At 60.4% G+C, this 26,713-nt stretch carries 27 protein-coding genes; 6 read left to right on the forward strand and 21 right to left on the reverse strand.

Translation table 11 applies throughout. The features are described from left to right. Nucleotides 1-7: 7 nt before the first annotated feature. The 3 genes from dctP to H8S45_RS12510 form a co-directional block, all read right to left on the reverse strand. Nucleotides 8-1,066, reverse strand: coding sequence for a TRAP transporter substrate-binding protein DctP (gene dctP / locus H8S45_RS12500; RefSeq protein ID WP_054327947.1), 1,059 nt, complete (start codon nt 1,064-1,066; stop codon nt 8-10). Nucleotides 1,067-1,190: 124 nt separating this feature from the next. Beyond that, the gene (locus tag H8S45_RS12505) at nt 1,191-1,976 is read right to left on the reverse strand and encodes an aspartate/glutamate racemase family protein (RefSeq protein ID WP_082397312.1); all 786 of its coding nucleotides are present in this window, start codon (nt 1,974-1,976) and stop codon (nt 1,191-1,193) included. Between the two features lie 36 nt (nt 1,977-2,012). Beyond that, the gene (locus H8S45_RS12510; protein ID WP_054327949.1) at nt 2,013-3,122 is read right to left on the reverse strand and encodes an NAD/NADP-dependent octopine/nopaline dehydrogenase family protein; all 1,110 of its coding nucleotides are present in this window, start codon (nt 3,120-3,122) and stop codon (nt 2,013-2,015) included. 533 nt (nt 3,123-3,655) lie between these two features. Between H8S45_RS12510 and H8S45_RS16620 the strand changes: the two genes are divergently transcribed. Beyond that, nucleotides 3,656-5,182 (forward strand): recombinase family protein, encoded by a 1,527-nt coding sequence (locus H8S45_RS16620; RefSeq protein WP_262564626.1) that lies wholly within the window; start codon nt 3,656-3,658, stop codon nt 5,180-5,182. Between the two features lie 97 nt (nt 5,183-5,279). Here H8S45_RS16620 and H8S45_RS12520 read toward each other — a convergent pair whose 3' ends face one another. The 6 genes from H8S45_RS12520 to H8S45_RS12545 all read right to left on the reverse strand — a co-directional run bounded on the left by H8S45_RS12520 (nt 5,280) and on the right by H8S45_RS12545 (nt 11,856). Continuing rightward, a complete protein-coding gene (locus H8S45_RS12520) occupies nt 5,280-5,870 on the reverse strand; it encodes a nucleotidyltransferase family protein (RefSeq protein ID WP_054327951.1) in 591 nt (196 codons plus the stop codon). Then, the gene (locus tag H8S45_RS12525) at nt 5,867-8,167 is read right to left on the reverse strand and encodes a xanthine dehydrogenase family protein molybdopterin-binding subunit (RefSeq protein WP_054327952.1); all 2,301 of its coding nucleotides are present in this window, start codon (nt 8,165-8,167) and stop codon (nt 5,867-5,869) included. The genes H8S45_RS12520 and H8S45_RS12525 overlap by 4 nt, the downstream gene beginning before the upstream one ends. After that, nucleotides 8,164-8,628 (reverse strand): (2Fe-2S)-binding protein, encoded by a 465-nt coding sequence (locus tag H8S45_RS12530; protein ID WP_054327953.1) that lies wholly within the window; start codon nt 8,626-8,628, stop codon nt 8,164-8,166. The genes H8S45_RS12525 and H8S45_RS12530 overlap by 4 nt, the downstream gene beginning before the upstream one ends. Before the next feature lie 3 nt (nt 8,629-8,631). Beyond that, nucleotides 8,632-9,426, reverse strand: coding sequence for an FAD binding domain-containing protein (locus H8S45_RS12535; RefSeq protein ID WP_186950142.1), 795 nt, complete (start codon nt 9,424-9,426; stop codon nt 8,632-8,634). Nucleotides 9,427-9,603: 177 nt separating this feature from the next. Beyond that, the gene (locus H8S45_RS12540) at nt 9,604-11,022 is read right to left on the reverse strand and encodes a uracil-xanthine permease family protein (protein ID WP_054327954.1); all 1,419 of its coding nucleotides are present in this window, start codon (nt 11,020-11,022) and stop codon (nt 9,604-9,606) included. A 255-nt stretch (nt 11,023-11,277) separates the two neighbouring features. Then, entirely contained in the window at nt 11,278-11,856 is a 579-nt protein-coding gene (locus H8S45_RS12545) for a xanthine phosphoribosyltransferase (RefSeq protein ID WP_054327955.1), read from the reverse strand. 141 nt (nt 11,857-11,997) lie between these two features. Here H8S45_RS12545 and H8S45_RS12550 point away from each other — a divergent pair, with 141 nt between their 5' ends. The 4 genes from H8S45_RS12550 to H8S45_RS12565 are packed head-to-tail and all read left to right on the forward strand — an operon-like array spanning nt 11,998 to nt 14,875. Beyond that, entirely contained in the window at nt 11,998-12,417 is a 420-nt protein-coding gene (locus H8S45_RS12550) for an asparagine synthase-related protein (RefSeq protein ID WP_082397314.1), read from the forward strand. Between the two features lie 41 nt (nt 12,418-12,458). Beyond that, nucleotides 12,459-12,890, forward strand: coding sequence for a hypothetical protein (locus H8S45_RS12555; RefSeq protein ID WP_186950144.1), 432 nt, complete (start codon nt 12,459-12,461; stop codon nt 12,888-12,890). Between the two features lie 6 nt (nt 12,891-12,896). Next, on the forward strand, nt 12,897-14,327 hold the full coding sequence (locus H8S45_RS12560; protein ID WP_186950146.1) for a peptidoglycan-binding protein: 1,431 nt from the start codon (nt 12,897-12,899) through the stop codon (nt 14,325-14,327). After that, nucleotides 14,327-14,875, forward strand: coding sequence for a peptidoglycan-binding domain-containing protein (locus tag H8S45_RS12565; RefSeq protein WP_186950148.1), 549 nt, complete (start codon nt 14,327-14,329; stop codon nt 14,873-14,875). The genes H8S45_RS12560 and H8S45_RS12565 overlap by 1 nt, the downstream gene beginning before the upstream one ends. Nucleotides 14,876-14,936: 61 nt before the next feature. Here the strand turns inward: H8S45_RS12565 and H8S45_RS12570 are convergent, their stop codons facing one another. The 4 genes from H8S45_RS12570 to H8S45_RS12585 all read right to left on the reverse strand — a co-directional run bounded on the left by H8S45_RS12570 (nt 14,937) and on the right by H8S45_RS12585 (nt 19,536). Further along, nucleotides 14,937-16,097, reverse strand: coding sequence for a peptidylprolyl isomerase (locus H8S45_RS12570; protein WP_186950150.1), 1,161 nt, complete (start codon nt 16,095-16,097; stop codon nt 14,937-14,939). A 91-nt stretch (nt 16,098-16,188) separates the two neighbouring features. Next, nucleotides 16,189-17,655 carry a hypothetical protein gene (locus H8S45_RS12575; protein WP_147574454.1) on the reverse strand — a complete coding sequence of 489 codons (1,467 nt, stop codon included), beginning with the start codon at nt 17,653-17,655 and terminating at the stop codon, nt 16,189-16,191. Continuing rightward, nucleotides 17,652-18,179 (reverse strand): RNA polymerase sigma factor, encoded by a 528-nt coding sequence (locus H8S45_RS12580; RefSeq protein ID WP_159068093.1) that lies wholly within the window; start codon nt 18,177-18,179, stop codon nt 17,652-17,654. The genes H8S45_RS12575 and H8S45_RS12580 overlap by 4 nt, the downstream gene beginning before the upstream one ends. A gap of 154 nt (nt 18,180-18,333) precedes the next feature. Further along, nucleotides 18,334-19,536, reverse strand: coding sequence for a nucleotide sugar dehydrogenase (locus H8S45_RS12585; RefSeq protein WP_107631126.1), 1,203 nt, complete (start codon nt 19,534-19,536; stop codon nt 18,334-18,336). A gap of 144 nt (nt 19,537-19,680) precedes the next feature. On the opposite strand from H8S45_RS12585, the gene epsC reads away from it, so the two are divergent. Beyond that, nucleotides 19,681-20,349 carry a serine O-acetyltransferase EpsC gene (gene epsC, locus H8S45_RS12590; protein WP_054327965.1) on the forward strand — a complete coding sequence of 223 codons (669 nt, stop codon included), beginning with the start codon at nt 19,681-19,683 and terminating at the stop codon, nt 20,347-20,349. A 41-nt stretch (nt 20,350-20,390) separates the two neighbouring features. Here epsC and H8S45_RS12595 read toward each other — a convergent pair whose 3' ends face one another. The 8 genes from H8S45_RS12595 to rsxC all read right to left on the reverse strand — a co-directional run bounded on the left by H8S45_RS12595 (nt 20,391) and on the right by rsxC (nt 26,437). Beyond that, on the reverse strand, nt 20,391-20,555 hold the full coding sequence (locus H8S45_RS12595; RefSeq protein WP_054327966.1) for a ribbon-helix-helix domain-containing protein: 165 nt from the start codon (nt 20,553-20,555) through the stop codon (nt 20,391-20,393). A 290-nt stretch (nt 20,556-20,845) separates the two neighbouring features. Next, a complete protein-coding gene (locus tag H8S45_RS12600; protein ID WP_054327967.1) occupies nt 20,846-21,250 on the reverse strand; it encodes a Mini-ribonuclease 3 in 405 nt (134 codons plus the stop codon). Continuing rightward, nucleotides 21,250-22,158: an RnfABCDGE type electron transport complex subunit B gene (locus H8S45_RS12605; protein WP_054327968.1), complete on the reverse strand. Its 909-nt coding sequence runs from the start codon at nt 22,156-22,158 to the stop codon at nt 21,250-21,252. The genes H8S45_RS12600 and H8S45_RS12605 overlap by 1 nt, the downstream gene beginning before the upstream one ends. A 19-nt stretch (nt 22,159-22,177) precedes the next feature. Continuing rightward, nucleotides 22,178-22,789 carry an electron transport complex subunit RsxA gene (rsxA, locus tag H8S45_RS12610; protein WP_242977857.1) on the reverse strand — a complete coding sequence of 204 codons (612 nt, stop codon included), beginning with the start codon at nt 22,787-22,789 and terminating at the stop codon, nt 22,178-22,180. Next, nucleotides 22,790-23,437, reverse strand: coding sequence for an electron transport complex subunit RsxE (gene rsxE / locus H8S45_RS12615; protein ID WP_054327969.1), 648 nt, complete (start codon nt 23,435-23,437; stop codon nt 22,790-22,792). Between the two features lie 15 nt (nt 23,438-23,452). Beyond that, entirely contained in the window at nt 23,453-24,040 is a 588-nt protein-coding gene (locus H8S45_RS12620) for an RnfABCDGE type electron transport complex subunit G (protein WP_054327970.1), read from the reverse strand. Between the two features lie 3 nt (nt 24,041-24,043). Next, complete coding sequence (locus H8S45_RS12625; protein ID WP_054327971.1) at nt 24,044-25,045, reverse strand: RnfABCDGE type electron transport complex subunit D; 1,002 nt, start codon at nt 25,043-25,045, stop codon at nt 24,044-24,046. A 15-nt stretch (nt 25,046-25,060) separates the two neighbouring features. Next, nucleotides 25,061-26,437, reverse strand: coding sequence for an electron transport complex subunit RsxC (rsxC, locus tag H8S45_RS12630; protein ID WP_107631129.1), 1,377 nt, complete (start codon nt 26,435-26,437; stop codon nt 25,061-25,063). Nucleotides 26,438-26,713 lie beyond the last annotated feature (276 nt).

Here is a 26,713-nt window from a genome sequence, read left to right on the forward strand (position 1 = left end):
GGATATGCTATGCAGCCTCCCGCAGGCCGTTTGCTATCAGTGAATTGAATATTTCCGTATCCAGCGTGTTTTCGTACTTCGGCCATACGTTGGTGCGGAAATGCTCGCGCATCGTTTCATATTCTTCCTCTGTCGGCCGGTAAATCTCGATACCCATGGCTTCCATATCCTGCATCGCCTGCTCGTCCAGCCCCTCCATCTGGTCTGCAAAGCTCATTGTGGATTCTGCAAACGTATCGCTGATAATGGTTTGGTACTCAGCAGGCATACCGTCGTACAAATCCTTGGTCATAATACAGATGATACTTTCAAAACTGCAGCGCGCATCTCCGAAATATTTTAAAACATCGCGGAAGCTAAGATAATTGACATAAGCACCGCCGCCGAGCCAGCCGTCACATACGCCGGTCTGGAGGGAGGAATAAAGCTCGCTGTAGTTAATTGTTACGCTGTTAAAACCAAATCCTTCTGCGGTCCACAGATAACCGTCCGTCGAGGGGCAGCGAATCAAATACGGCTTTGCTGCATTTGGATCCATCAGATTATCGATGACCTTGGCAGCACCGACTCCCTGCGCGCCGGCAAGATAGATACCCAGGGTTTCAATATTCAAATTCCTCTGGTGTTCCAGGACCGTCTGGAAGAAATACGAATCGGGATTAACGATATACTCCTTTGCTTCCTCATATGAACTGGCCAGATATGGTATGTTCATAATTTCCAGATTGGAATCATATGTCGTAAGCACGCCGCTGACCATCAGGTCGATCGTGCCTTTCATGATCTCCTCATAAACCGAGGTATAATCGCCCAGCTGGTCGGAGGGGTAAATCTGGATCTTGACGTTCCCGCCGGTTTCCTCTTCGATTTTGTCGCACGCGGCCTGCACGGCAATGGTCATTTCATGGTCTGCCGGATACAGCGTGGCTAAACGCAGTTCATATGTCTGCTCGCCGTCCGCGTTGGTTGCGCCGCTGGAGTTGCCGCATCCGCCCAGCGCCAGCGTGGATGCGCCCATAGCGCCCAGCAGGGCCAGGCTGATAATTCTCTTTCCCAGATGTTTCATTGATGATCGCTCCCTTTCTCTCCAATTTCTTTGTTTCGGACTGTATACCCATCTCCCCGTGAAATCCTAAGCATCTGTGCCGCGCGCATTGCGGCGGCACAGATGCCTGCGTTCGGTCCGGCTTTCAAAGGAAGCCGTAATAAGGGGTCTGCGTTACCGTGGACTTAACGTATTTGATCAGCGTGATCGCATCGTATACCGGCAGGTTCAGCTCTGCCTGCAGGCGGTGCGCGTAAGGCGGCATATCCGTGCATTCCAGCAGGATCGCGCCGATATCCGGATTCTCCTCGATCATGCGGTGCGCGATGCCGGAAAGCTCATCCCCCACCTTGTCGTAATCCAGGCCGCCCTTTCCAGTTAGGATATTGGGGAACTCCTCCTCGTCCTGCGCGCCGTATACCACGCAGCGCTTCTGCAGCTCTTCGCTGATGCTGCACGCCTCGAACAGCGATTTGGTCAGCGTGTTTTTGTTTGCAGTCATAATGCCGACCTTCTGATCGGATTTCAGGCCGACCAGCACCCACGGCACCTGCACCATGGAGGACAGGTAGCAGGGTACGTCCAGCTGGTCTGCGACCAGCTTCTGATAATGGCCGAAGAAGCCGCAGTTCGCGCAGATCGCGCGGCACCCATCCATTTCCAGCTGCTTGGCGGCAGCCACGATATTATCCACCAACGACATATCGCCCGCCAGGATATTATCGATGCCCGAGCCTTTCACCTCGATGAATTTTACTGGAAAGTCGTAGGTATAGGCATTGGATACGTTGCCGGGAAAGAACGGAAGATGCGCCCACAACTGAAGAATACCGATCGGGAAGCCGTTCATCAGCTGACCTTCCGTTGTATCGTATCTTCTGTTGGGTGTATTGGGACCCATATAGCCCCAATTTCGAATGATCTTGCTCATGGCGTTTCCCTCTCTTCGCTGTCAGATGTTTTTTATTTACTTCTTGCCTGTGCGCACATAGGCGAGCAGTGTATCCTTGTCCATGCCCTCGATGCCCAACTCGTCCAGGCCGCAGCCTTCGGCGCGCCAGTCGCGCTCATGTACGATATTGATGATGTCGATGAAGCCGTTGGTCAGCGGCATCGGAACGCCCACCACCTCGGCGATCGCCGCCCACGGAACCAGTCCGAACGGGATATCCTCGGTCAGATAGCGGCTGCTGAGGTCGTTCGGGCCGCAGATCGGCGTCAGGCCGATCGAGCCATGTCCCTCCTTATACAGATCCTGCCAGGTCCATTCATAGTCGTCCGGACGGCCGGCGAAATCCTCCATCGGGCGGAGGTTGTAGCCCAGCACATTGCCCAGCGCCTTGCGCTCCTTATCCATCGCGATGTTCAGGCGGCACGCGGAGGGCGTCCAGCCGTGCTCGTACAAGAAGAAATTGACCTGCGGGCTTTCAATGCGGGAGATGTTGAACAGCACCGGTCCGGCGTGCCAATCGGGGTTGACGATCGCAAGGCCGCACTCCAGGCAGTCATGGTAGATTTTCTCAAACGGGAACAGATCCTCGCGCATCTCGTCGATCAGCTCCGGCCCCTTATCCGCCGGCAGGAACGCAATATTGATCGGGTTGCGGCCGAATACGTTGACCTCGCCCGAGCCAGGGGCGGTCAGACGGGAGTCATACGGCAGGTTGTTCGCATCCGCGAAGATCGGGCAGTCCGGATCGTCGCCGAATATGTTTTTCATGACCAGCGCGGAGAACGCGCCCGGATAGGTGACGACAATCTGATCCTTATGCAGATGGCCCTTGAGCAGCTTGGCGTAGCCCAGGTGGGTGAACGCCGGCGCTACCAGGCAGATATACCGGCAGCCTTCCACTGCCTCGGCGATATCGTCAGTGACCATATTCAGCTCGACCGGCCCCTGCAGCTCCTTGATATTGCCTTTCAGTCGGATGGTCTTGGTTTCGAAAACCTTTTTCATGTTGCCCTTGAACTGGGGCATTTCGTACAGATTGACCGTGTGTCCCTTAAGCGCAAACTCTGCCGCCATCGTGTGCGCGCCGTTGCCGCCGCCCAAAACTGCAATTTTTTTCGGTGTCATAACCCATTCATCCTTTCAGCATTTTGATAGAATCAACAAATATCGCCTGTGGTTTGTATTTCGATATTAGCATAGTCCACAAAATACTACATCCTACGATATGGATTAAATTTTTTTATCAAGCGGGCCGTTTCTGCATCATACCATACGACAACATGGACGAAACGAACAAATTTCTTCCCCCGCGCCTTATGCACTTTTATGCTGCTTTTCTATTTTTCCGGCGCCGCCGCAAACACCGCCGCGTCCGGTTCTCTCCACCCCCATTCAGGCATACGATAAAAGCAGGGCGCACACCCTGCCCGTGTCCTTGTCTTTCTCCCGTGGTTCCCCGCCATTTCGCGAAAGGAGGCCTCCCCCATGACAACGACGGTCAGCATCGAGCCCTGCGACCCGCCGGTGACGCAGGGCGAATTCAAGGCGCAGCTCTGCCGGATCCGGCAAGGCTTCGCACGCCCGCTTCCGGCAAAACCGGCATAGCGGTCATCCCCGCCTCGTAAAACGCACAGAAAGGAGAACGCTGTACGGTCGCCATCTATACCCGACAGTCCGTGGAACGCGCGGACAGTATATCGGTCGAGCAGCAGGCGCAGCTCTGCCGCGGCGCGCTCACTACACGCGAGCTGCAGTCCTGCCGGGTGTACACGGACAAGGGCTTTTCCGGCAAAACCATCAACCGGCCCGCGCTCCAGCGGCTGCTTCACGACGCGGAAAACGGCCTGGTTGACAAGATCCTGGTCTACCGTCTGGACCGCATCAGCCGTTCGGTCCATGACTTTACCGGCCTGTGCGCCCAGCTGTCGGCGCGCGGCGTCCACTTCCAATCGGTCGCCGAGGGCCTTACGCTCGACGACTCCCCCTCCGGCACGGTCATGGCGCAGATCATGATGGTATTCGCGCAGTTCGAACGCGAAACCATCCAGCGCCGCGTCACTGACAATTATTTTGCCCGTGCGAAAGCCGGCATGTATCTGGGCGGCCGGCCACCGTTCGGCTTCAGCAAGGGGGAAACCACGATAGGCGGCAAACGAACCGCCTGCTATGTGGCCGATCCCGTGCAGTCCGCGCTGATGGCCTCGCTCTATGCGCGTTACCTGCAGGATGGGGAAACGCTGGGCTCGCTGGTGCGCTGGCTGAACGCGGGCGGGTACCACACCGCGCGCGGCGGGAGCTGGTCGACGCTGCCGCTGGGGCGCCTGCTGCGCAGCCCCGCTTTCGTGCGGGCGGACGCCGCGGTTTACTGCTATCTGCAGGGCAAGGGCGCCACGATGAACGATCCAATTGACGCCTATGACCAGCGGCACGGCTGCTACTGCTATGCGCCGCACCAGTCCGGCCACCGCCTGTCCGACCTGTCCGGCAGCTTTATCACCCTCGCGCCGCACGAGGGGATCGTGGACGCTGCGTGCTGGCTGGAAGCGCAGCGCAAGCTCGACCGCAACCGGACGCTGTGCAGTAGCGGCGCAGGGACGCACAGTTGGCTGTCCGGCTTGATGAAATGCCAAAAATGCGGCTACGCGATCACTGTGGTCAACAAGCCCGCCGGCATGCGCGGCCACTATATCAACTGCGGCGGGCATAAGCGCGGGAACGCGGTCTGCCCGGGCCGCGGCACGGTCGTGACGCTGGAGCAGATCGAGGAAGCAGTCCAGACGCGCCTGCTCGATTTCCTGCGCAGCTACCGTGCGGTGGCCCCCCAAACGCAGCGCCGTCCCGACGCCCGCCTCAACCGGCTTGCGGCCGCCATCGCCCAGCAGGAAGACGAGATCGGCCAGCTCACGCGAAACCTTGCGCACGTTCGCGAGACCGATGTCATACATATCGTTTCCGCGCAGATCCACGAGGCCAACCACGCCCTGTCCGAGCTGAAGCGCCAGCGCGACGCCCTGCTCTACACCCATCCGCAGGACGATCTGGAGCCGTTTTTCCAGGCCATTCTGACCGAGTGGCCGGATTACACCATTCCCGAAAAGAAGAAGATTGCGCAGGCGGCTATCCGGCGGGTCGTCGTCGGCGACGATACCGTCGAGGTCGTGTTCCGTTTGCCCTATGGCGCCTGAATAAAAAAACGGACGAAGGCCGTTAGGCCTCCGTCCGTTCTGGCGGATCGATCCGGTATTCCCCGTAGCAGCGGCCGGCCGCTTTTCCGCAGCGCTTTCATGCCTTGGTTTGCTTTTCCAGGAAAGGGAGCTGGCTTTTTGTATCAACATCATACAATTCGCGCGCGCTGTCCGCAGGGACGAGCACGCAGTCCGGCCGCCGGAGCAACGCGCGGCCGCCCTCGTCGCCTGTGAGCGCGTACAGGCCGGACACAAGCGCTGCGGCGAACAGCGCGGGGTTGCCCAGCCGTCCGCCGCAGCACACGCGCGCGCAGGGTACGCCCGGTCGGGCCGCATCCAGCAGGCGTGCCATGGTGGAAGCGGTCAGGTACGGCTGATCGGCTACGACAAAGGCGACGAAATCGCCCGCCTGCAGCGCAAGCGCGTCCAGTCCCGCGCGGATGGTGCAGGACAGGCCATTTTCACTATCCGGACTGTACACAGCGCGCACGCCCAGTGCCCGCGCGCCGTCCAGCACCGCGCCGTACCGCGAGACCACGGCCAGCGTACAGTCGTCCCGCGTTTTGGCAAGCGAAGCGAGCATGTCCAGCCCGTGACGGTAGAGCGGCCTGCCCTCTAATGGATACAGCAGCTTGTTTTCCCCAAAGCGGCGGCCGCTCCCGCCCGCAAGAAACAGGATATGCGTCATGCCTGCCCGCGCCGGATGCCCCGCAGCACCTTTTCCGGCGTGATAGGCAGCTCGCGGTGCCACACGCCGGTGGCGTTGTAGATCGCGTGCGCGATCGCGGGCGAGGGCGTGTTGATGACGATCTCGCCGATCGACTTGGCGCCGAACGGGCCGGTCGGCTCGTAGCTGGATTCAAACTCCACATGCAGTCTGCCCATGTCCAGACGGGTGGGGAGCTTGTACTGCATCAGCGAATTTTCCATGATGCGTCCAGTCGGCTCGTAGGTCACGTCCTCGAAAAGCGCCATGCCGATGCCCTGCACGATGCCGCCCTCGGTCTGCACCCGCGCGAGGCTGGGGTTGACCGGCGTGCCGCAGTCCACGACCGCGGTGTAATCTAAAACGTCTACCTGGCCGGTTTCGGTGTCCAGCTCGATCTCAACCATGCCCACCATAAACGGCGGGGGCGAAACCGGCGAGGAGTGCGAGGCCGTGGCTTCGACCGCTGTGCCGTTGCCGCACATGGACTTGGTCGCAATGTCGAACAGCGTGACCTCGCCCGTGCCGTCCAGCTTGCGCACCGTGCGGCCCGCGAATTCCAGCCCGTCTGCCGCGCAGCCCAGCAGGTCCGCCGCGACCGCGCAGATGTTCTCCTTGAGCTGGCTGCACGCCTTTTCGACCGCCTTGCCAGTGACGTAGGTGGTCGAGGACGCATACGAGCCCGAGTCGTAGGGCGATGCGTCCGAGTCCGCGCCGAACACCGCGATATCGTCCACCGAGCAGTCCAGGCACTCGGCCGCCATCTGGGCGAGGATGGTGTCGCAGCCCGTACCCATGTCCGCCGCGCCGATCATCAGGTTATAGAAGCCCTCGTCGCTCAGCTTGAGGGTCGCGGAGCCCACGTCCACGCCCGAGATACCCGAGCCTTGCATGGCCATGGCCACGCCCGCGGCGCGCACCTTACCATTCCCCATGTCGCGCACGGGGTATTTTCCGTCCCAGCCGAACAGCTCCTTGCAGCGCGCCATGCAGCGGTCGAGCGCGCAAGCGCTCGCCGGCTCGTTGTAGTACGCGGCCATGACCTGGCCCTCGCGCACCATGTTCTTTTCGCGGATCGCAACCGGGTCGATACCCAGCCGCGCCGCCAGCTCGCTGACCGCGCTCTCGACCGCGAAGATGCCCTGCGTCGCGCCGTAGCCGCGGTACGCACCCGCGGCCTGCACGTTGGTATACACTACGTCGTAGGCGAAGCGGAACGCCTCGAGATTGCCTGTGTACAGCGGGATGGATTTATGGCCGGACAGGCCGACCGTGGTCGGGCCGTGCTCGCCGAACGCGCCCGTGTTGGACAGGGTGTATACGTCAATCGCGCGGATCACGCCGTCCTTATTTGCGCCCACGCGCACATGCACCTCCATCTCGTGACGCGGCGAGCCGGCGATCTGGCACTCCTCGCGGGAGTAGATCATCTTGGCAGGCTTGCCGGTTTTCCACGTGACGAGCGCAGGGTACACCTCGGCCACGACCGTCTGCTTCGCGCCGAAGCCGCCGCCGATGCGCGGCTTCTCGACGTGGATTTTGCTCTTGGGGATGTCCAAGGCGTTGGCGATGATGCGCCGCACATGGAACACGATCTGCGTGGAGGACACGATGTGCAGGCGGCCGTAGTGGTCGATCTCAGTGTAAGTGCGGAAAGTCTCCATCATGGCCTGCTGGCAGGCCTTGGTGTGGTAGACGCGATCCACGACCTCGTCGCAGCTGGCCAGCACCGCGTCCACGTTCCCGTCGCCGCAGATGTCGCTCGCGCACAGGTTGCGCCGGTTGTCCGCCCCGACCGGACAGAGCGAGCGCCAGTTCTCCTCCGGATGCACGAGAATTGCGTTATCCTTGGCCGCGCGGAAGTCAAGCAGCGGCTCAAGCACCTGATACTTCACTTTGATAAGCTCCAGCGCCTTATCCACCACTTTTTCGGTTTCGCCCGCGACGACCGCCACCGCGTCGCCCACGAAGCGCACGCGCCGGTCGAGGATCAGCCGGTCGTAGGGCGACGGCTCGGGGAAGGTCTGCCCCGCCATAGTAAAGCGTTTTTGCGGCACATCCTTGTAGGTGAAAATGCACTCGATGCCCGGCACCTTGCGCGCAATGTCCGTATTGATCTCCTCGATCAGCGCGTGGGCGTGCGGCGAGCGCAGCACCTTGACCACCAAGCAGTCATGCGGGGTCACGTCGTCCACATAGGCGGGCCTGCCAAGCAGGAGCTGCATGGCGTCCTTTTTGCGCACGGGCTGATTCACCACGCGGAAGCGGTTCTCACTCATGCCCGCGCCTCCTTCCGGCTGTCCAGATACGCTCGGATGCCGCGCAGTTGCCCCTCATACCCCGAGCAGCGGCACAGGTTGCCCGCAAGATAGGCGCGGATCTCGTCGTCGGTCGGGTCGTGGTTCTCTCGCAGCAGCGCGATGGTGTTCATCACAAAGCCCGGGTTGCAGAAGCCGCACTGCTCCGCGCCCTGGTCGGCGATAAAGCCGACAAAGTCCGCAGCTTCCTCCTGCAGACCCTCAAGGGTCTGCACATGGCGCCCCGCCACGCGCGCGGCGAGCACGCTGCACGACAGTACAGGCGTACCGTCCAGCAGTACGGTGCAAAGGCCGCAGTTGGCGGTCTCGCACCCGCGCTTGACCGAATAGCAGCCATGGTCGCGCACCAGGTCGATCAGCAGGGTATCCGCGCCGATGGACGCGGTCAGCGACCTGCCGTTGAGCGTCAGTTTGATCTCCATGCCTTATCCCTCCTTACTGAGCGCGAGTGCCGCGCGGCGCACCAGTACCTCGCAGACCGCACAGCGGTAATCCGCTCCCGCGCGCAGGTTGCCGCCCAGCACCGCTCGGGCAGCGATATCGGCCGCAAACGCGCGCGCGCTGTCCTCTGTGATACCCTGTGCAAGCGCGCCTTTCTCGTCCGCAAACGCCGCGGCGGGCATGGGGCGCGCGCCAACGGCGCATGTATACCGGCCGTCCCGCTCGCTGAGCGCCACGGCCAGCACAGGGAAGTCGGTCGAGATGTTGCGCTGGGACAGATAAACCGCCCGCTGCGACGCTTTGGGGAGGGTGACGTGCGTCAAAATATCCCGCGTGACGCGCGGCAGCGCAGCAAAGTCCGCAAGCGGCATTTCGCCCGCATGATGCAGCGTGACCGCCGCGTCCAGCGCGAGAAACAGCGTCAGTACGTCCGAAAAACCGAACCGTCCCCACAGGCTGCCGCCCACGGTGGCGCAGTTGCGGAACTGCACGCCCACAATATGGCGCAGCGCCTCGGCCATCGCACCCTGCGTCAGCACGGCCAGGCCCGCGTGCGTCTCGAGCGCGCGCAGAGGGACCATCGCGCCGATGCGGTATCCCGTTTCTGTCTCTTCGATCCGGTCCAGCCCAAGCCCGCACAGGTCGATTGCCGTCCCAACACTCCTGTGTTGCATCTTGAGCCAGAGCATACCGCCCAGCACTACGCTGCTTTTTTTCTGACAAAGCGCGTACGCTTCGTCCAGGCTCTCCGGCCTGACATATTGCCCGATCGTCAACAAAGCTGTTCCCTCCGTATGGTCTGATGTGCTTATCATAGCATGTGCGCGCGCAAAAAACAATTTGCCGCGCGCTTTTTCGTTATCCTTTGTCAATAACAACGTCTCCCTGACGCACAACCGGCTTCCGGCGCGCCTGTGCGCCGGAAGCCGGTATCCTCTGTGCCTACGGGAAAAAGCCTATGCGTTTTCCTCTTTTTTCTCCTGGGGCAGCAGCACGTTTAGCAAAATCGCCACGAACGCCGCGGGTACGATGCCCGAGCCGCCGAAAATGAGCTGCACCGCCTGCGGCAGCCCCGCCAGGACCGCGGTATTCGCGCCCAGGCCGTAGCCTAGGCCGAGCGCGACCGAAACAATGGTCATATTGCGCGCGGTCAGCGGCTCGCGGGTGATGAGCTGGATGCCACTCATCACGATGGACGAAAACATCATGACCGCCGCACCGCCCAGCACGCTCTGCGGCATGATCGACACCAGCGCCGCCAGCTTGGGCAGCAGGCCGCACAGGATGAGGAACACCGCGCCGCACGCGAGCGCGAAACGGTTGACGATCTTGGTCATCGTGACCAAGCCCACGTTCTGGCTGAACGAGGTATTCGGCAGCACGCCGAATACCGCCGCGAACGAGGAGCCAAGCCCGTCGCACACGATGCCGCCGGAAAGCTCCTTATCGGTCGCCTCGCGGCCCATGCCGCCCTCCATCACGCCGGAAATGTCGCCCACAGTCTCCACCGCGGTAACGATGAACATAATCATCACCGGCGCGATCGCACGCACGTCGAACACGACCGGCACCGGCATGAGCTCAGGCACCGCGAACCAGCTTGCCTGGGCAACCTTGTCCCAGTTGAGCACCCACGCCTTAGTGTACTCCACGCCCTCGGCCGTTACCCCTGTCGTGGGCAGGAACAACGGCAGCACCGCGCAGATCACATAGCCAACGATAATGCCGATCAGGATGCAGGAGTAGCTCAGCATGCCCTTCGAACAGTGCTTGAGCACCAGGATGACCACCAGCACGGCCAGCGCCACCAGCAGGTTTTCCACCGAGCCGTAGTCCTGCGCCGAGCTGCCGCCGCCGAACGAGGCCACGCCCACGCTGATCAACGACAGGCCGATGGACAGCACGACCGTACCCGTGACGACCGCGGGGAAAAACCGGCGCAACGGCTTGAGGAAAAAGCCCAGCACGCCTTCAAACAATCCGCCGATGATGGACGCGCCCATCATCGCACCATAGGCGAGGATGCCGCCGCCCATCACCTGCGCCACGCTCTGAAACACGCCAATAAAGCCCGAGCTGGTACCCATGATGATCGGCACCTTGCCGCCCACCGGCCCGATCGAGAAAAGCTGTACCAGCGTGACGATACCCGCCACCAGCATTGCATTCTGCAGCAGCGACACCTGGACCGCCGCGAACTGCTCCGCGTCGCTCATCGCGGCGCACGCGCTGGTGATGATCAGGATGGGGGTCAGGTTGCCGACGAACATCGCCAGCACATGCTGCAGCCCCAGCGGAATCGCCTGCCCCAGCGGGATTTTGGCCGTGAAGTTATACGGCCCGAAAAAGGATTGCTCCTTCTTTTCGTTTTCCATATTGTCCTCCCTGTTTTGATTTAGTGAAATGATACCCCCATTATAACAAATATCCCTGTTTTGTCCCACTCAGTTTGACAATTTTTTGTCCAAATCCCGCATTTTCTACATTTGGTTCAAGTCCGGCCGCCCAAAATCCGGCCGCGTTGGCCTTTTTTGCCATATCCCGTCTGCATTTCGGTGCGTCTTACCGGACCGTATGAAAAAAACCGGCTGAATCCAGCCGGTTTTTTTCATACGGTCCCTGCAGCGCGCTCAGTCGCGGAACTGCACGGTCTGGGTTGCCGCATCCATCCCGTCCACGATGGCGAGAGATTCCACGCGCAGCCCCTTTTCCCGCAGCAGCTTTCCACCGCACTGGAAGCCCTTTTCGATCACGATGCCAATACCGGCCACGCGCGCGTGCGCGGCCTCGACAATCTGGCACAGGCCCATGGCCGCGCAGCCATTGGCCAGGAAATCGTCGATAATCAGGATGTTTTCCCCGGGCCGCAGGAAGCGGCTGGCAACAATGACCTCATACCGGCGCTTGTGGGTAAACGATTCGACCGGCGCGGACAACATGGTCCCGTCCAGGTTGATCGACTGCGCTTTTTTGGCGAATACAACGGGTACGCCGAAATACTGCGCCGCGATCGCCGCAATGCCGATGCCGGAGGCCTCGATCGTCAGGATCTTATCGATCCGCTCGTCCGCAAACCGGCGCTTGAACTCCCTGCCGATCTCGTTAAACAGACCGATATCCATTTGATGATTGAGGAAATTGTCAACCTTGAGCACATTACCCTCTTTGATCACACCGTCTTTTCTGATCCGTTCTTTCAAAAGTTCCATGGTCGCGTTCTTCCTTGTCCGTACTGAAGTATCTTTGTTATAAAGCATACCATTTTTCCGTCCGGCTGTATAGCTTTTTTTCGACCTTTTTTCCAGAGGCTCCCGTATCCTCCCGCAACGCTGCGCGACCGCAAGGACCGCATGAGCATGTATTCCGGCCTGGAGGTGCGCGTGCCGTTCTGCGACCACCGCATCGTGGAATATGCTTATAATATGCCGTGGGCGTTCAAGGCGCTGGACGGGCGGGAAAAGGGCGTTGTGCGCAAGGCCTTTGAAGCCATGCTGCCGGAGGAGATCGTCTGGCGCAAGAAAAGCCCGTATCCCAAGACCTTTCATCCGGTCTATACCCGCCTGTGCGCCGACTATGTGCGCCGCATTTTCGCGGACAGCGAATCCATCGCCTCCGCCCTGTTCGACCATGCCGCGGTGGAGGCGCTGATGGAGCGGCCGGAAAGCCTTGCCGAGCCGTGGTACGGCCAGCTTATGCGCACGCCGCAGATCTTCGCCTATATCGTGCAGCTCGACCGGTGGTTCAAGCAGTATAAGGTCCGTCTGGCCTGACCACCGGCACATCCATCCAATCATACAGGAGGTCGCTATCCATGCCCGATCCCGCTACCAGCTCGGCCGTGCTGCGTGTTGTCGTAACGACCGCGCTAGGCGCGCTCCCCCTCGCGGGCGCTTCCGTGACTGTATCCACCGCAGCCGACCAACCCGGTGAACGGACGCTGCTTTACAGCGTCCGCACCGATCAGAACGGCATGACGCCGCCCATGGAGCTACCCACCCCGCCGCTGTCCAACTCCATGACACCGGACAGTGGCACGCCGTTTTCCCTCTATACCGTAGAAGTTGCCAAGGAGGGCTATACGCCGCTTACCGCTCTGCATATCCCCATGTTTCCCGGCATTCCAGCCGTGCTGCCGGTCGCGCTGACCCCGCTGGAGGAAAACCAGCCGTCCAGCCAGACCGATCTGACCGCCACCGGCGACCCACAGGTGCTATACCATTCCGAACCGGACGGAGAGGAGTGAACGAAATTGCCTGAACAATCCCCCGTCGTTATTCCGGAAACGATCACCGTGCATCTTGGCGCGCCCTCATCCAACGCGCAGAACATCACCGTTCCCTTTGCCGACTATATCAAAAATGTAGCCTCGTCTGAGATCTACCCCACCTGGCCGGAGGAGGCGATCCGCGCCAACATCTACGCGCAGATATCCTATGCCCTCAACCGCGTGTTTACCGAATGGTACCGCGCGCAGGGCTATGATTTCGACATCACAAATTCCACGCGCTACGATCAGTCCTTCGTCCCCGGGCGCGATATCTTCGAGAACATCTCCACCATTGTGGACGATATGTTCAACAACTACCTGACGCGCGGCGAGGCGATCGAGCCGCTGTTCGCCCAGTACTGCAACGGCACGACCACGACCTGCCCGGGCGGGCTGAGCCAGTGGGGTACAGTCCCGCTCGCCGAGCAGGGCATGAGCGCGGAGGAAATCGTGCGCTCCTTTTACGGGGACGACATCAACTTTGTGCGCAACGCGCCCATCGCCCCCAACCTCGGCGGCTCCTGGCCGGGCGTCACGTTCCGGCTGGGCGACGTGTCCGAGGAGGTCCGCATCATCCAGAACCGGCTCAACCGCATCTCGACCAACTATCCCAACATCCCTAAGATCTATCCCGTGGATGGAATTTTTGACGCGGACACCGAGCGCGCCGTGCGCGCATTCCAGCGGCAGTTCAACCTCGCGGTGGACGGAATCGTCGGCAAGTCCACCTGGTACCGCATCGCCTTCGTATATAACAATGTCAAGCGGCTGAGCGAGCTGGACAGCGAGGGCCTGCGGCTGGAGGACGTCTCGCGTCAGTTCCCGACCGAGCTGCGCGAGGGCGCGACCGGCCCGGGTGTGCAGCTTCTGCAATATTTTCTGGCTGTAGTGGGCGAATATTACGACCAGCTCCCCCGCTGGCAGCCCAATCAGCTCGACGGGGTTTTCGGCCCCCAGACGCGCGAGGCCGTTACCGCCTATCAGCGCATGATGGGCCTGCCGGAGACCGGCGCCGTGGACCGCACGACCTGGAACGAGCTGCTCTCCACCTACCAGTCCATTCTGGCGGCCCGCCCCGAGCAGGAATGGCTGCAGGAGCTTGCCGGCCTGCCCGAGATCTTCCTGGTGGAAGGCATGCGCGGGGAGGAGGTGCGTCGGGCGCAGCAGGTGATTAATATTATCGCGCGCGCCTATCCGGAGGTGCCAGCCGTCGGCGTTGACGGTATTTTCGGCCCCGCGACGCGCGACGCGGTCTCAGTCGTGCAGGCGCTGGTCGGCCTGCCCGCCACCGGCGCCATCGGCCCGCTGACCTGGGAGTATATGGCGCAGCTCGCCGGCGATGTGCTCGCGGGCAGCCAAACCAGCGAGGGGCAGTACCCCGGCTATCCGGTGGGAGAGGAGGCGAGCGCCTGATGTACAGCGAAGCACAGCGCCGCGCGCATATTTTTGACCTGCAGACCTTCCTGCGCCGCATCCAGCGCGATCAGGAGTACGTTCAGCCGTTGGCGCCGGACGGCATCTTCGGTCCGGAAACCGCGGCGGCGGTGCGTGATTTCCAGCGCCGCCACAGCCTGCCTGTTACCGGCACGGCCGACTATGAAACATGGACCGCGATCTACCAGGCCTATCTGCTCCTGCTGCTGGGCGACACGCTGCCCGCCGCGGTTTCTTTCTTCCCCGCCGGTTCCGGCGCGCAGCTTGCCATCGGGGATAAAGGCCCGTCCGTGCTTGTGCTGCAGCTCCTGCTTTCCTCGGCGGTGCCGCATTTTTCCTCCGTGGTCCCCGTTCCGCTCACCGGTGAGTACGACCGCGCGACAGCGGACGCCGTCCGCCTGGCCCAGGGGGTGTTCCTGCTGCCGCAGAACGGCGTGACCGACCGCGCCACCTGGGAGGCGCTCGCCCTGTTCCACAACAGCTTTTTCGGCCGCACGCCGCTTCCCTGGCTGCTTGCGGAGCCCTGACGCCCGTTTTCCGCAGCAAAAAAGGACGCTCCCGCCGGAGCGTCCTTTTTGATTTTTCCGCTTATTCCGCGGCCGCGTCATCGGAAGCCGCGTCGTCCGCCGCCGCTTCATCCGAAGCTGCGCTGTCGTCCGAGTCCGAGCCGTTCAGGATCTCCGCGACCCCTGCCGGCGCGTAATCGTATACGTTCTTATAGTTGATCTCGTCGTACACGTCGGTGGTTTCGACCTCTGCTTCGGTCATCCACTGGCTGAGGAGCGTGTCCATCGTCCGGCCCATCTGCGTGGCCAGGTCAGCCTGGTAATTGATGAACTGGTTTTCGTAATCGAGCGCCGTGCGCTGGATGATATGATAGCCGTAGTCGCTCTTGACAAGGTCGGAAACCTCGCCCTCTGCCAGCGCCTTGGCGCCCTCGTAGAACGGTGTGACCATATCGCCCTCGGTAAAGATATACCCGTCCGGATTGCCTTCCAAGCCGCCGTCCTCGCTGTATTCGTTCATCAGGGCGTCAAAGTCCTCGCCCGCGTTGATGCGGTCCAGGATGGACTGCGCCAGCGCCCTGGCCTCCTCGTCCGTGCGGAGCGTCTCGCCTGTCGAGGGGTCGACGGTCAGGATCAGGATATGCTTGGCCGAGATGTAGTTGTCGCGGAAGTGCTCCATCAACTCCTCGTCCGTCGGCTTGTCGATCCCGTCCGAGCCGTAATAATACTCGTTGAGCGCGGAGTAGCACTGCGTGATATACAGGAAATTCATATAGGTCTGGTCGTTGAAGCCGAGCTGCGCGATCTTCTGCAGATAGCCGTCGTAGCCGCCTGCCTGGTCAATGGTGTCCTTACGCAGGGTAGACAGCTCTTTCTGGTTGCTGTAGGACAGCTCCAGACCGGCCTTTTCAAACTGCTCCAGCACAACGCGCGAGTAGACCGCCTGGTCCTTGGCAAAGCCCGGCATCATCACGCCCAGCATCTCGGCCGAGCTGTCGTCGCTCCACAGGCCCATCATGCCGTACTGTGAATACATGTTTTCGTAGTACTTCATGTTATAGATCATGTAGGTTGCGAATTCCTCCGCCCTGACCTCATCGCCGTTGACCGTCATCACGACAGGCGAATCCTCCCCCATCGGCTGATAGGAAACCGATACCTTGGAGCCCTGCCAGTAGGTGATGCCCAGTACGATTGCCAGCAAAACGACCAGCGCGGCAATACGCTGTACCCATTTGTTCATATTCCGACTCTCCTTGTATTGCAAAAAACTAAACAGACTTTTGTTATTATAGCACTGTTTTCCGTTCTATACAAGGAAAAACACAAAAACGTCACAAAGCGCCGTCGTTCTTCTCCCACTCGCGGTATTCCCGTGTCGCGTAATTGGTATAGCTGTTCTGCAGATTTTTTCCGCTCCACCCCTGCGTCAGCTCTTCCGGCGCGCGGTACGGGAGGCTGACCGGCTGCCGGCGGTGGCAGTAAATCAGGTTCGCGCCGCCGAACACGTTGCTGCCTTCCAGCTCGATGATATACAGCGTGTAGCCGCGTTGCGCCTGCGCGCCGAACGGGTAACTGACCGTGCCGGTGATGCGCGGCGCGGTCTGTACGCCGAAAACCCAATCGGTCGTGGTCACCATTTCGTTTTTGAGGTTGGGCATCGCGGCCGTATAGCTCTGCCCGTCCTTTTCATAGAGCAGGACGCCGCCAATCAGCTCCGCCGGCTCATCCTGCCACAGCAGCGCCAGCGCATCGCCCCACCAGGCCGCGCCCCGCCGCCATGCAAAGTGGTTGAGCACCGCCATGCGGTTGCCCGGCAGCTCGATATACACGGCGCTGACATCCATCCATTCCGCGCTCTCGGAATAACCCTCCGGATAATTCTCCGGCATGTTGCTGACGCGGCCCTCGCCCGGGTCAAAAAGCATCTGTTCCTGAACGCTTTCCACATAGAGCGCGCCCTCCAGCACGGCCACATGCTCGTCGGACAAGTCGGCCGCCACGTTCTCCGGCATGCCGAGCGCCGCCAACGCCTGCCGCTCCGCCGCCATCTCAGGCGTGGGCCGCGGCTGCGCGTCCAGCCGGGGATGGTTGACCCACAGGCTGCCGCCCACCACCAACGCCGCGCACAGTGCAACATAGCACCAGCCGAAGCGCTTGCCGCTCACCTGCACCGGCGCAGCGGTCAGGCAGTAGCCCGCGTCGCCCAGCCCGTCGCTGATGCGGAACATGGCTTTGACAATCACAACAAACGCAACGAGCATCGGAATCCCCGCCAGCCAGCTGTGCGACAGCGGCGACAGCGCCAGCGCAACGCACATGAGCTGCCAGACAACCGCCGAGCGGAGCGGGTCGCCCTCGGGTGCGACGCCTGCCTGCTCGTACACGCGCCGGAGGCCCGCCCGCAGCGCGCAAAGCTGTACGATCCCCGCCGCCGTATGCACAAGGCCAAGGGCGACGGCGCACGATCCCTCCGGCAGGTGCGGCGTGACCAAAAGGCCGAGATACACTGCCTGCCAGACCAGTTCTGCAAGGGCCAGCGCCCATGCCGCGCGGAACCCCGCGCCGCACCGCCGCAGCGACCGGAAGCCCAGGTAGGACAGCAGCACGCCGATCATAGGCATCAGGTATTGCAGGTACAGGAATTCCAGCCCAATATGCGTGAGGATCACGCCCCAGACGATATAGCGGATGGGCGTGTCCCAAGGATTGACCTCCCCGACCGCGCTCTCGCGCGGCAGGGCTTCCCCAAGCTCCTGTTCCAGATAACGGTCGAATTCCTCCTGTTCCCGTCCGGTCATAGCGCATCACCTCCCATCAGCCTGCGCAGCCGGCCGCGCAGGCGGTACAGTCGCCCTTCGACCGCCCGCTCGGTCAAGCCCAGCTCGGCGGCGATCTGCGCGGTGGACTGCAGATAATAATACTTGCGGTAAAACAGCAGCCTTTCGTTGTTGCTCAGCGCATCCACCGCGCGCCGGAGCTGTGCGGCGCGTTCCCGACGCAGCACTTCCTCCTCCGGCGAGGGGGACGCGCCCGTCCGCTCCTCCAGTGTCTCCTCTGGCGTATGCCGCCGCCGGAGGCAATCCACCGCCGTGTTGCGGGCCACCGCGGTCACCCAGGCCGCAAGGCTGCCCCGATCGCTCCGGAATGTGCCGAACCGGTCCCAAACGCGCAGGTAGACGTCGCTGACGCATTCCTCCACATCCTGCTCGTCCCGCAGGATACCACGCACGATGTACCGCACCATATTGCCGTACTGCTTCTGCAGCAGGGCGATACCCTCCTGGTCGCCCGCGGACAGCAGCTCGGTGATTCTGTCATCCATACCGCCGCCCCCTTTCCCCATCTGTCTTTACTCTATCTTACGGAAATTTCCCACCGAACCCACGCCCTGTTTTCAATTTGTAAACCACATACAGGGCCGTCCGCGGGATGAAAAAACGGCACAGCGTTCCGCTGTGCCGTTTTCCGTTGTTTGTTTATTCCATCAAGCCGACACAGTCGTAATACGGCTTTTCAGCAATCAACTTTTTGTTATCTTTAAACAAAGTATGTCCCAATGTAATCACCAAATAGTCCGCTTTCTGCAAAACCTCCGCAAAGGGTACATTCGGGATGCCCTGCACCTCGCCGTCTTTTGCGAACGGCTCGCAGGCGATCACATTCACGCCTTTTTCCTGTAGAATATGGCACAGCTCGATCGAGGGGGACTCGCGCAGGTCGTCCACATCCGGCTTATAGCTCAGGCCGAGCACGCCGACCGTATCCGTCACCCTGGCGAGCGAGGATACCACCTTGCCCGCGACAAAGTGCGGCTTGTTCTCGTTGCGCTCGCGCGCGGCGAGGATAACCTTGGCCTCGGCCGGAAACTGCTCATAGATGAACCACGGATCTACCGCGATGCAGTGGCCGCCCACGCCCACGCCCGGCGTCAGGATATTGACGCGCGGATGGCAGTTGGCCAGCTTGATCAGTTCGAACACGTCGATCCCCATTTTGTCGCAAATGACCGACAGCTCGTTGGCATAAGCAATATTGACATCGCGGAAGGTATTTTCGGTCAGCTTGCACATTTCGGCGGTCAGGTCGTCAGTCTTGTGGACGACCCCCTTTTCCAGCACCTTCTCATAGATGGACGCCGCCATCTCGGCGGCTTCCGGTGTGCGCGCGCCAACGATGCGATCGTTGTTCTTCAGCTCGTACATCATATTGCCGGGGATGACGCGCTCCGGACAATGCGCGACGTGCAGCCGGTTCATATCGATGCCGGACTCCTCGCCCAGCACGCGCGCGAGCATCTCGGTCGTATGCGGCGGCACGGTGGATTCCAGAATGACCAGATTGGACGGTTCGATCACCTTGCCCGCCATGCGGCCCGCGGACTCCACGAATTTCAGGTCAGCCTTGTGGCTGCCGGTTTCGTCCTGGTAGAACGGTGTCGGCACGGCGATATAGAACACATCCGATCGGGTCAGCTTGGAGGAAAAATGCAGATGCCCGTGGGCGACCGCCTTCTCGAACGCTTCCTGCAGGCCCGGCTCCACGATATGAATATGGCCGCCCTTGAGCGTCTCAATCGTTTTTTCGTTCACGTCAAAGCCGCAGACCTCAAACCCTGCCTCGGCCAGCGTGATCGCGGTCGGCAGGCCGATGTAGCCCAGCCCCATGACAGTAATTTTCATAATTTTCGTACCTCATTCAGCAAAATCTTCTTACATTATACCACTTTTTTCGCAAAATTCAACGTAGTGTTTGAATTTTTGCCCAAATACCGCTATAATGGATACTGTAGCGATTTCATACCCAAACGATAGGATGTATGCTTTATGATTTTTCAGGGCCTGCTGGACGATGCGCGCTCAATCCGCGACCGCGATCCCGCCGCACGCACAACACTGGAGGTCTTTTTGCTGTACCAGGGCTTCCACGCGCTGATCTACCATCGCCAGGCACACTGGCTGTATCAGCACAAGCTCTTTTTCCTTGCGCGGGCGCTTTCCCAGTTTGCCCGCCATATGACCGGCATCGAGATCCATCCGGGCGCGACCATCGGCCGCCGCCTGTTCATCGACCACGGCATGGGCATCGTCATTGGCGAAACCGCTGAGATTGGAGACGACTGCACGATCTACCACGGGGTCACGCTCGGCGGCACCGGCCATGACACCGGCAAGCGCCACCCGACCATCGGCAACAACGTGCTGATCGCGACCGGCGCCAAGGTGCTCGGCCCGTTCACCGTGGGCGATAACAGCCGCATCGGCGCGAACGCGGTGGTGCTGCAGGAAGTGCCACCCAATTCCACGGTCGTGGGCGTCAAGGCGCGCGTGGTCAAGATTGACGGGCAGCGCGTTTCCTCCCCGTCCTACGATCTCGACCAGGTCAACCTGCCCGATCCGCTCGCGCAGGAGCTTTGCCGCCTGCAAAGCCGCGTATACGCCAACGAGCAGCGGCTCAAGCGCGAGGAACAGCGGGAACGCGAAGCAGACGAATAACACCGAAAAAACAGGCAGGGAGCCGCGGCCCCCTGCCTGTTTTATTCTCCGGACGGTTTCTTTTTGTCCAACGCATGCAGGTATTTTCGTAAGATCACGTTGATGTACTGGGAAAACGGGCGGGCATCTTCATCAGCCAATTCACGCAGGCGGGCAACAATATCGCTGTCCAGTGTAATCGTTACTCGTTCCTTCAACGGCCTCACTTCGCTCACCTCTTGTTATCCAGCATACCATTAAATTATACTTAATATTGATTTATCATACAAAATATTATATAGTATAACCACAGGAGATGGGTATCATGATAACTTGGATCAAAAAACACTTGCTTACATTGTTATTGTTTTTTTTTGGTTTTTTTGCTTGGCATTTTCGTCGGTTGGTTCATTGGTGCTTTTGATACCTTTCACTATCTTGGGTATTCTGTCACCCTATCCTTTTGATACTTCTTCACGATATAAAAGCGCCCCGTACAAAAGTACGGGGCGCTTTTTCACTGAAACCCCTCCGCGATCACGCCGAACAGCTCGTTGATGCGGCCATACCTCTGTTTAAGGTACAGCCAGCCGAACAGCGCTTCGAGCGCGGTCGCCTGCGCATATTCCGCAACAGACGAGGAGCGCGGCACGCTCTTGGGCTTTGCGTTGCGGCCGTGACGGTACACGTCCTGTTCCTCCCCGTCAAGCAGGGGAAGGATGCGCTGCGCCGCCTCCGCCTGCGCGGAGGCGCGCACCAGCGCGACCGTATGTCTGTGCAGGTTGCGCGCGGTCTGCATGCCGCCGCACGCCAGCCAGGTGCGCACCATGACCTCATAAACGGCATCGCCCACATGGGCGAGCGCGAGGCTCGACATGCGGGCGATAGCAGCGTCATCCAGCTTGGGATGCAGATAATCCATTACTGTTCCTCAGTCGCCTTTTCAGCGGCAGCGGCCTTTGCAGCCTCGGCCTTCGCCTTGGCGGCGGCAGCCTGCTTGGCCTGCATCTCCTTGAACTTTGCCTTCTCCTCTTCGGTCGGGACAGGCTCGATGCAGCCCTTTGGACAGGCCTTGGCGCACATCTTACAGTTCTTGCACTTGTCGTAATCGATCTTGGCAACGCCGTCGATCACATGGATTGCGTCAAACTTGCAGGTCTTTTCACACATCTTGCAGCCGATGCAGCCGCTCGCGCAGACCTTCATGACCTCCGGCCCCTTATCCTTGTTCACGCAGTTGACGTGGACCTTCTTGGATTCCGGAACCAGGTCGATCAGCTTCTTCGGGCAGGCCGCGACGCACTTGCCGCAGGCCACGCACTTTTCGGTATCAACCTTGGCAACGCCGTCCACCACATGAATGGCGTCGAACGCGCACGCCTTGACGCACGAGCCGAGGCCCATGCAGCCGTACGCACAAGCCTTGGGGCCGCCCGCGACGCGCATCGCAGCGGTGCAGTCCTGCAAGCCCTCATACTTGGTCTTATCGACCGCGTTGCAGCCGCCGTTGCAGTAAACATGCGCCACCTTGCGCTCGCCCGCTTCAACCGCTACGCCCATAACCTCGGCGATTTTGGCGGCAGCCGCCGCGCCGCCGACCGGACAGCCGTTGACCGGCGCGGTGCCTTCCACGATCGCGGCCGCCAGGCCGTCACAGCCTGGGTAGCCGCAGCCGCCGCAGTTTGCGCCCGGCAGGCACTCGCGAACCAGCGGTACGCGCTCATCCACCTCGACGGCGAACACCTTGGCCGCCACGCCGAGCAGGATCGCGAACACGATGCCCATGATAAACAGGACAGCGACCGCGTAAACAATATTCATGGTATCCATTTCTTATCCTCCTCCTTGCTTACCAGATCGACAGGCCGGAGAAGCCCATGAAAGACATAGCGAGCAGCGCGGCGGAAACCAGCGCGATCGGGAAGCCTTCAAAGCACTTGGGGCATTGGGCCGTTGCGTCCAGACGCTCGCGGATCGAAGCGAACAGCACGATCGCCAGCGTGTAGCCGAGGCCGGCGCCTACGCCGTAAACCATCGAACCAATAAAGGAATAACCGTTGTCAATATTCGAGATCGCCGCGCCGAGTACCGCGCAGTTGGTGGTGATCAGCGGCAGGAAAATGCCGAGCGCGGAATACAGCGCGGGCATCGCCTTTTTCATGAACATTTCAACAAACTGCACGAGTGTCGCGATAACCAGAATGAATGCGATGGTCTGCATGTACTCCAAGCCGAGCGGGTCGAGGATGAAGTACCATACCGCCCAGGAAACCGCGCTCGCCAGCGCCATAACAAACACGACCGCCATGCCCATGCCGATGGCCGTATCGGTCTTTTTGGAAACGCCGAAGAACGAGCAGCAGCCCAGGAACTGGACAAGGATGTAGTTGTTGACCAGCACGGCCGCCACCGCGAGCGACAGCACCTCGGTCAAGCCCATTGCATCAGGGAAGTTAAACATTTACTTGTCCTCCTTTCCGGCCATGACCTTCTGGATCACCGCGAAGATGAAACCCATCATCAGGAAGCCGCCCGCCGGCAGGATCATCATGACCGCCGGGTTGGCGCTCAGGCCGGGGATGGCGAAGCCTTCCGCCGGAATGAAGCTCAGGAAAGGCAGCAGGGTGGACAGGCCGGACAGCACCGTACCCGCGCCCAGCAGCTCGCGGAAGAAGCCCATCAGGACCAGCGCGAAGCCAAAGCCCAAACCCATGCACACGCCGTCCAGCGCGGAGGGGAGGACCTTATTCTTGGAAGCGTACGCCTCGGCACGGCCGAGGATAATGCAGTTAACCACGATCAGCGGCAGGAACAGTCCCAGCGAAGCCGCAAGGCTGGGTACGAACGCCTGCAGCGCCAGATCAATCATGGTAACAAAGGTTGCGATAATGGTGATAAAGCACGCAATACGGATCTTATCCGGAATAAACTTGCGCAGCGCGGAGATAACCACGTTGGAGCAGATCAGTACAACGGTCGCCGCAACGCCCATGCCGATAGCGTTGGACAGCGAGGTCGTGGTGGCCAGTGCGGGACACAGGCCGATGGTCTGCATGAAGATCGGGTTGTCGAGGATGACGCCCGCTTTCAGCTGTTCAGAAAATTTCATTTGGCTGTTCCTCCTTTAACCCAAGCTTGCAACGCAGTTGGCCGCGGTGTTGACGCCGAGGGTCACTGCGCGGGACGTGATGGTGGAACCGGTGATGGCGTTGATCGTGCCGCCGTCCTTGGAGACTGCGAGGCTGCCATCCGCCGGCTGGCCCGCGAACTGGGTGATCCAGTTCTTATCGCTCTGCGCCTTGGCGCCCAGGCCCGGGGTCTCGCCATGCGCCGTTACCTGCGCGCCCGCGATGGTGCCGTCCGTGTTGACGCCGACGATCAGCGTCAGCTCGCCGCCGAAGCCCTTGGGCTTTACTTCTACACAGTAGGCGATCGTCTCGCCGCCCGCCTCTGCCGCGTATACGCCGCTGATTGCCGGCTGATTCTTATCCGCCGGCGCGGTCCATTCCTCGCCGACCTCTACGTCGGTAAAGCTTTCCGCGTCCGCAATGATGGCGCTCATAGCCTCGTTGCGGGTCTCAATACCGTTCTGCTCGATCTTATCCTTGGTCACGCCGTTGGTAAAGCCCAGAAGCAGGGCGCATACAAAGGTGATCAGGCCCAGTACGACGACCAGCATCAGAATGCCGCCGCCCTTTTTGCTGCTATCCATAATTTACTGTGCCTCCTTCTTCTTATCCAGCGCATAACCGAACTTGCGGGGATGGGTGGCCTTGTCGATCGCCCAAACCAGCGTGTTCATGATCAGGATGGAGTACGACACGCCTTCCGGCAGGCCGCCGAAATAGCGGATGAACACCGTCAGCAGGCCGCAGCCGATGCCGAAGATGATCTGACCGCGCGGCGTGACCGGGCTGGTGACGTAATCGGTCGCCATGAAAATCGCGCCGAGCATCAGGCCGCCGGACAGCACCTGGTACAGCATCCACTGCACACGGGATACGTCTCCCATCGGGAACAGGAATGTAACGACCGCAACGGTCAGGATGTACGCTGCGGGGATATTGATGGTGATGACCTTGCGCCACAGCAGATACAGACCGCCTGCGATCAGCGCAAGCGCAGACGTTTCACCGATCACACCGCCGGTCTGGCCAAGGAACATATCCATCAGCGTCGCGTCCGGCAGGACGCCGTTCTTGAGCGAGGCCAGCGGGGTCGCCGTGGAAATCGCGTCGGTCAGGCTGACCGTGCCGAGCAGCGGGAGATTCGCGTGCGGCGCGGTCCAGGTGGTCATCAGGCCGGCCCAGGAAGCCATCATGAACGCGCGCGCGCCGAGCGCCGGGTTCATGAAGTTCTTACCGATGCCGCCGAACAGCATCTTGACGATGATGATGCCGAACAGCGCGCCGAACACAACCATCCACCACGGGGCGGATACCGGCACGTTGAACGCGATCAGAACGCCTGTGACGAAGCACGACAGGTCGCCGACCGTGTTGGGGTGGCCGACAATTTTATTATAGATCGTCTCGAATACTGCACAGGCAACCATGGAGATGACTGTCAGGACGAGCGCGCGCCATCCAAAGGTATAAACCGCCACGCAAAGCGCGGGCAGCAGCGCGATCAGCACGTCGAGCATCAGGCTGCGGGTATCGTCCCCTGCCTTGATATGGGGCGAGGAGGTGACGACGACTTTACTCAGATCATACATTTTCGTTTCCCCTCCTTACTTCTTTTCCGCCTCTGCCTTTGCCTTTTCGGCATCGGCCTTGGCCTTTTCCGCCATGCGCTTGGCCTGGATCTTGCCCTTGGTCAGGCGGAACTGCGCGACCAGCGGAATGCGGGCCGGACACACATAGGCGCACGAGCCGCACTCGATGCAGTCCAGCATGCCGCACTCAACCGCGTTATCCAAGTCCTCCTGCTTGCCGTATACGTTCATATAGACCGGCAGCAGGTGCATCGGGCAGGCGTTGATGCACTTGCCGCAGCGGATGCACTGCGGGTCGGCCACGCGCTTATCCTCGTCCCCTGCGAATGCAAGGAACGCATTCGTACCCTTGAAAATCGGGATTTCGAGCGAGTATTGGGCAACGCCCATCATCGGGCCACCCATCAGAAGCTTATTAGGGGCCTCCTTGAAACCGCCGCATGCGTCGATCAGCTTTTCGACCTGCGTGCCAATGCGTACTTCAAGGTTCTTCGGCTCCGCAATCGCGGAACCCGAAACCGTTACGATACGGCGGATGACCGGCATACCGGTCGTAAAGCGGCGGTAAACCGCTCCCGCGGTGTCGACGTTGAATACCGCGCAGCCCGCGTCGGCCGGCAGCTTGCCGGACGGCACCTCGCGGCCCGTGCAGGCATTGATCAACTGCTTTTCTGCGCCCTGCGGGTATTTGCACTTGAGCGGGTACAGCTTGAGGCGCGGGTCGTCCGCGATCAGCTTTTCAATGCCCGGGAATGCGTCCGTCTTATTTTCCTCGACCGCGATGATCGCGTTCTGAACCCCCATAATGTCGGCCAGCATCTTCAGCCCGCCGACGACCTCCTCCGGACGCTCGAGCAGCAGGCGGTGGTCTGAAGTTATGTACGGCTCGCACTCGGCCGCGTTGATGATGACCGTATCGCACTTGCCGATGCCGGACTGGATTTTGACGTGCGTGGGGAATGTTGCGCCGCCGTGGCCGACGATACCGGCCGAACGGATGCACTCGATACGCTCTTCGTTGGACATGGATGCGAAATCATACGGATGTACGGACTCATGCGGACGGTCCTCCCCGTCGTTTTCGATCACGATGGACAGGACCTTGCTGCCGTTCGGATGCAGGCGGGGTTCGACCGCCTTTACCTTACCGGACACGGTTGCATGGACAGGAGCGCTGACAAAGCCGCCGGCTTCCGCGATGGGCTGTCCCAGATCCACGGTATCGCCGACGGAAACGATCGGCTTTGCCGGGGCGCCGATGTGCATGGAAACGGGCAGGATGACCTGGTCGGGCAGCGCCAGTTTCTCGATCGGCTTGGTGTTTGTCGCGGATTTATACCCCGGGTCTGCGTGGGTGCCGGGGTGAATGCCGCCACGGAACGAATACACCATGTTTTTCACCTCTCTAGTTTTTTGCGCAAGAAGAACCGAACCGCGGGTTCGGTTCCATCTACTAATGAAATCGGCAGACCATGTTGAACGCATAGTCTTGCAAATTAGATTATACTGTTTTTGGCCCCCAATAAGCAAGCCTAAAACGCAAAAAATTTGTCCAAAAATCAAAAAAATTTGTTTTAGACCCTGCTTATCCCGTCATTTTGTATACCCACTTTGTGAACAAATCGTCATTCTTTTCCTCCAAAGGAAACAGAAAACGGAAAAACAGGC

It is taken from the genome of Agathobaculum faecis (assembly GCF_014287995.1).
Classification (GTDB): domain Bacteria; phylum Bacillota; class Clostridia; order Oscillospirales; family Butyricicoccaceae; genus Agathobaculum; species Agathobaculum ammoniilyticum.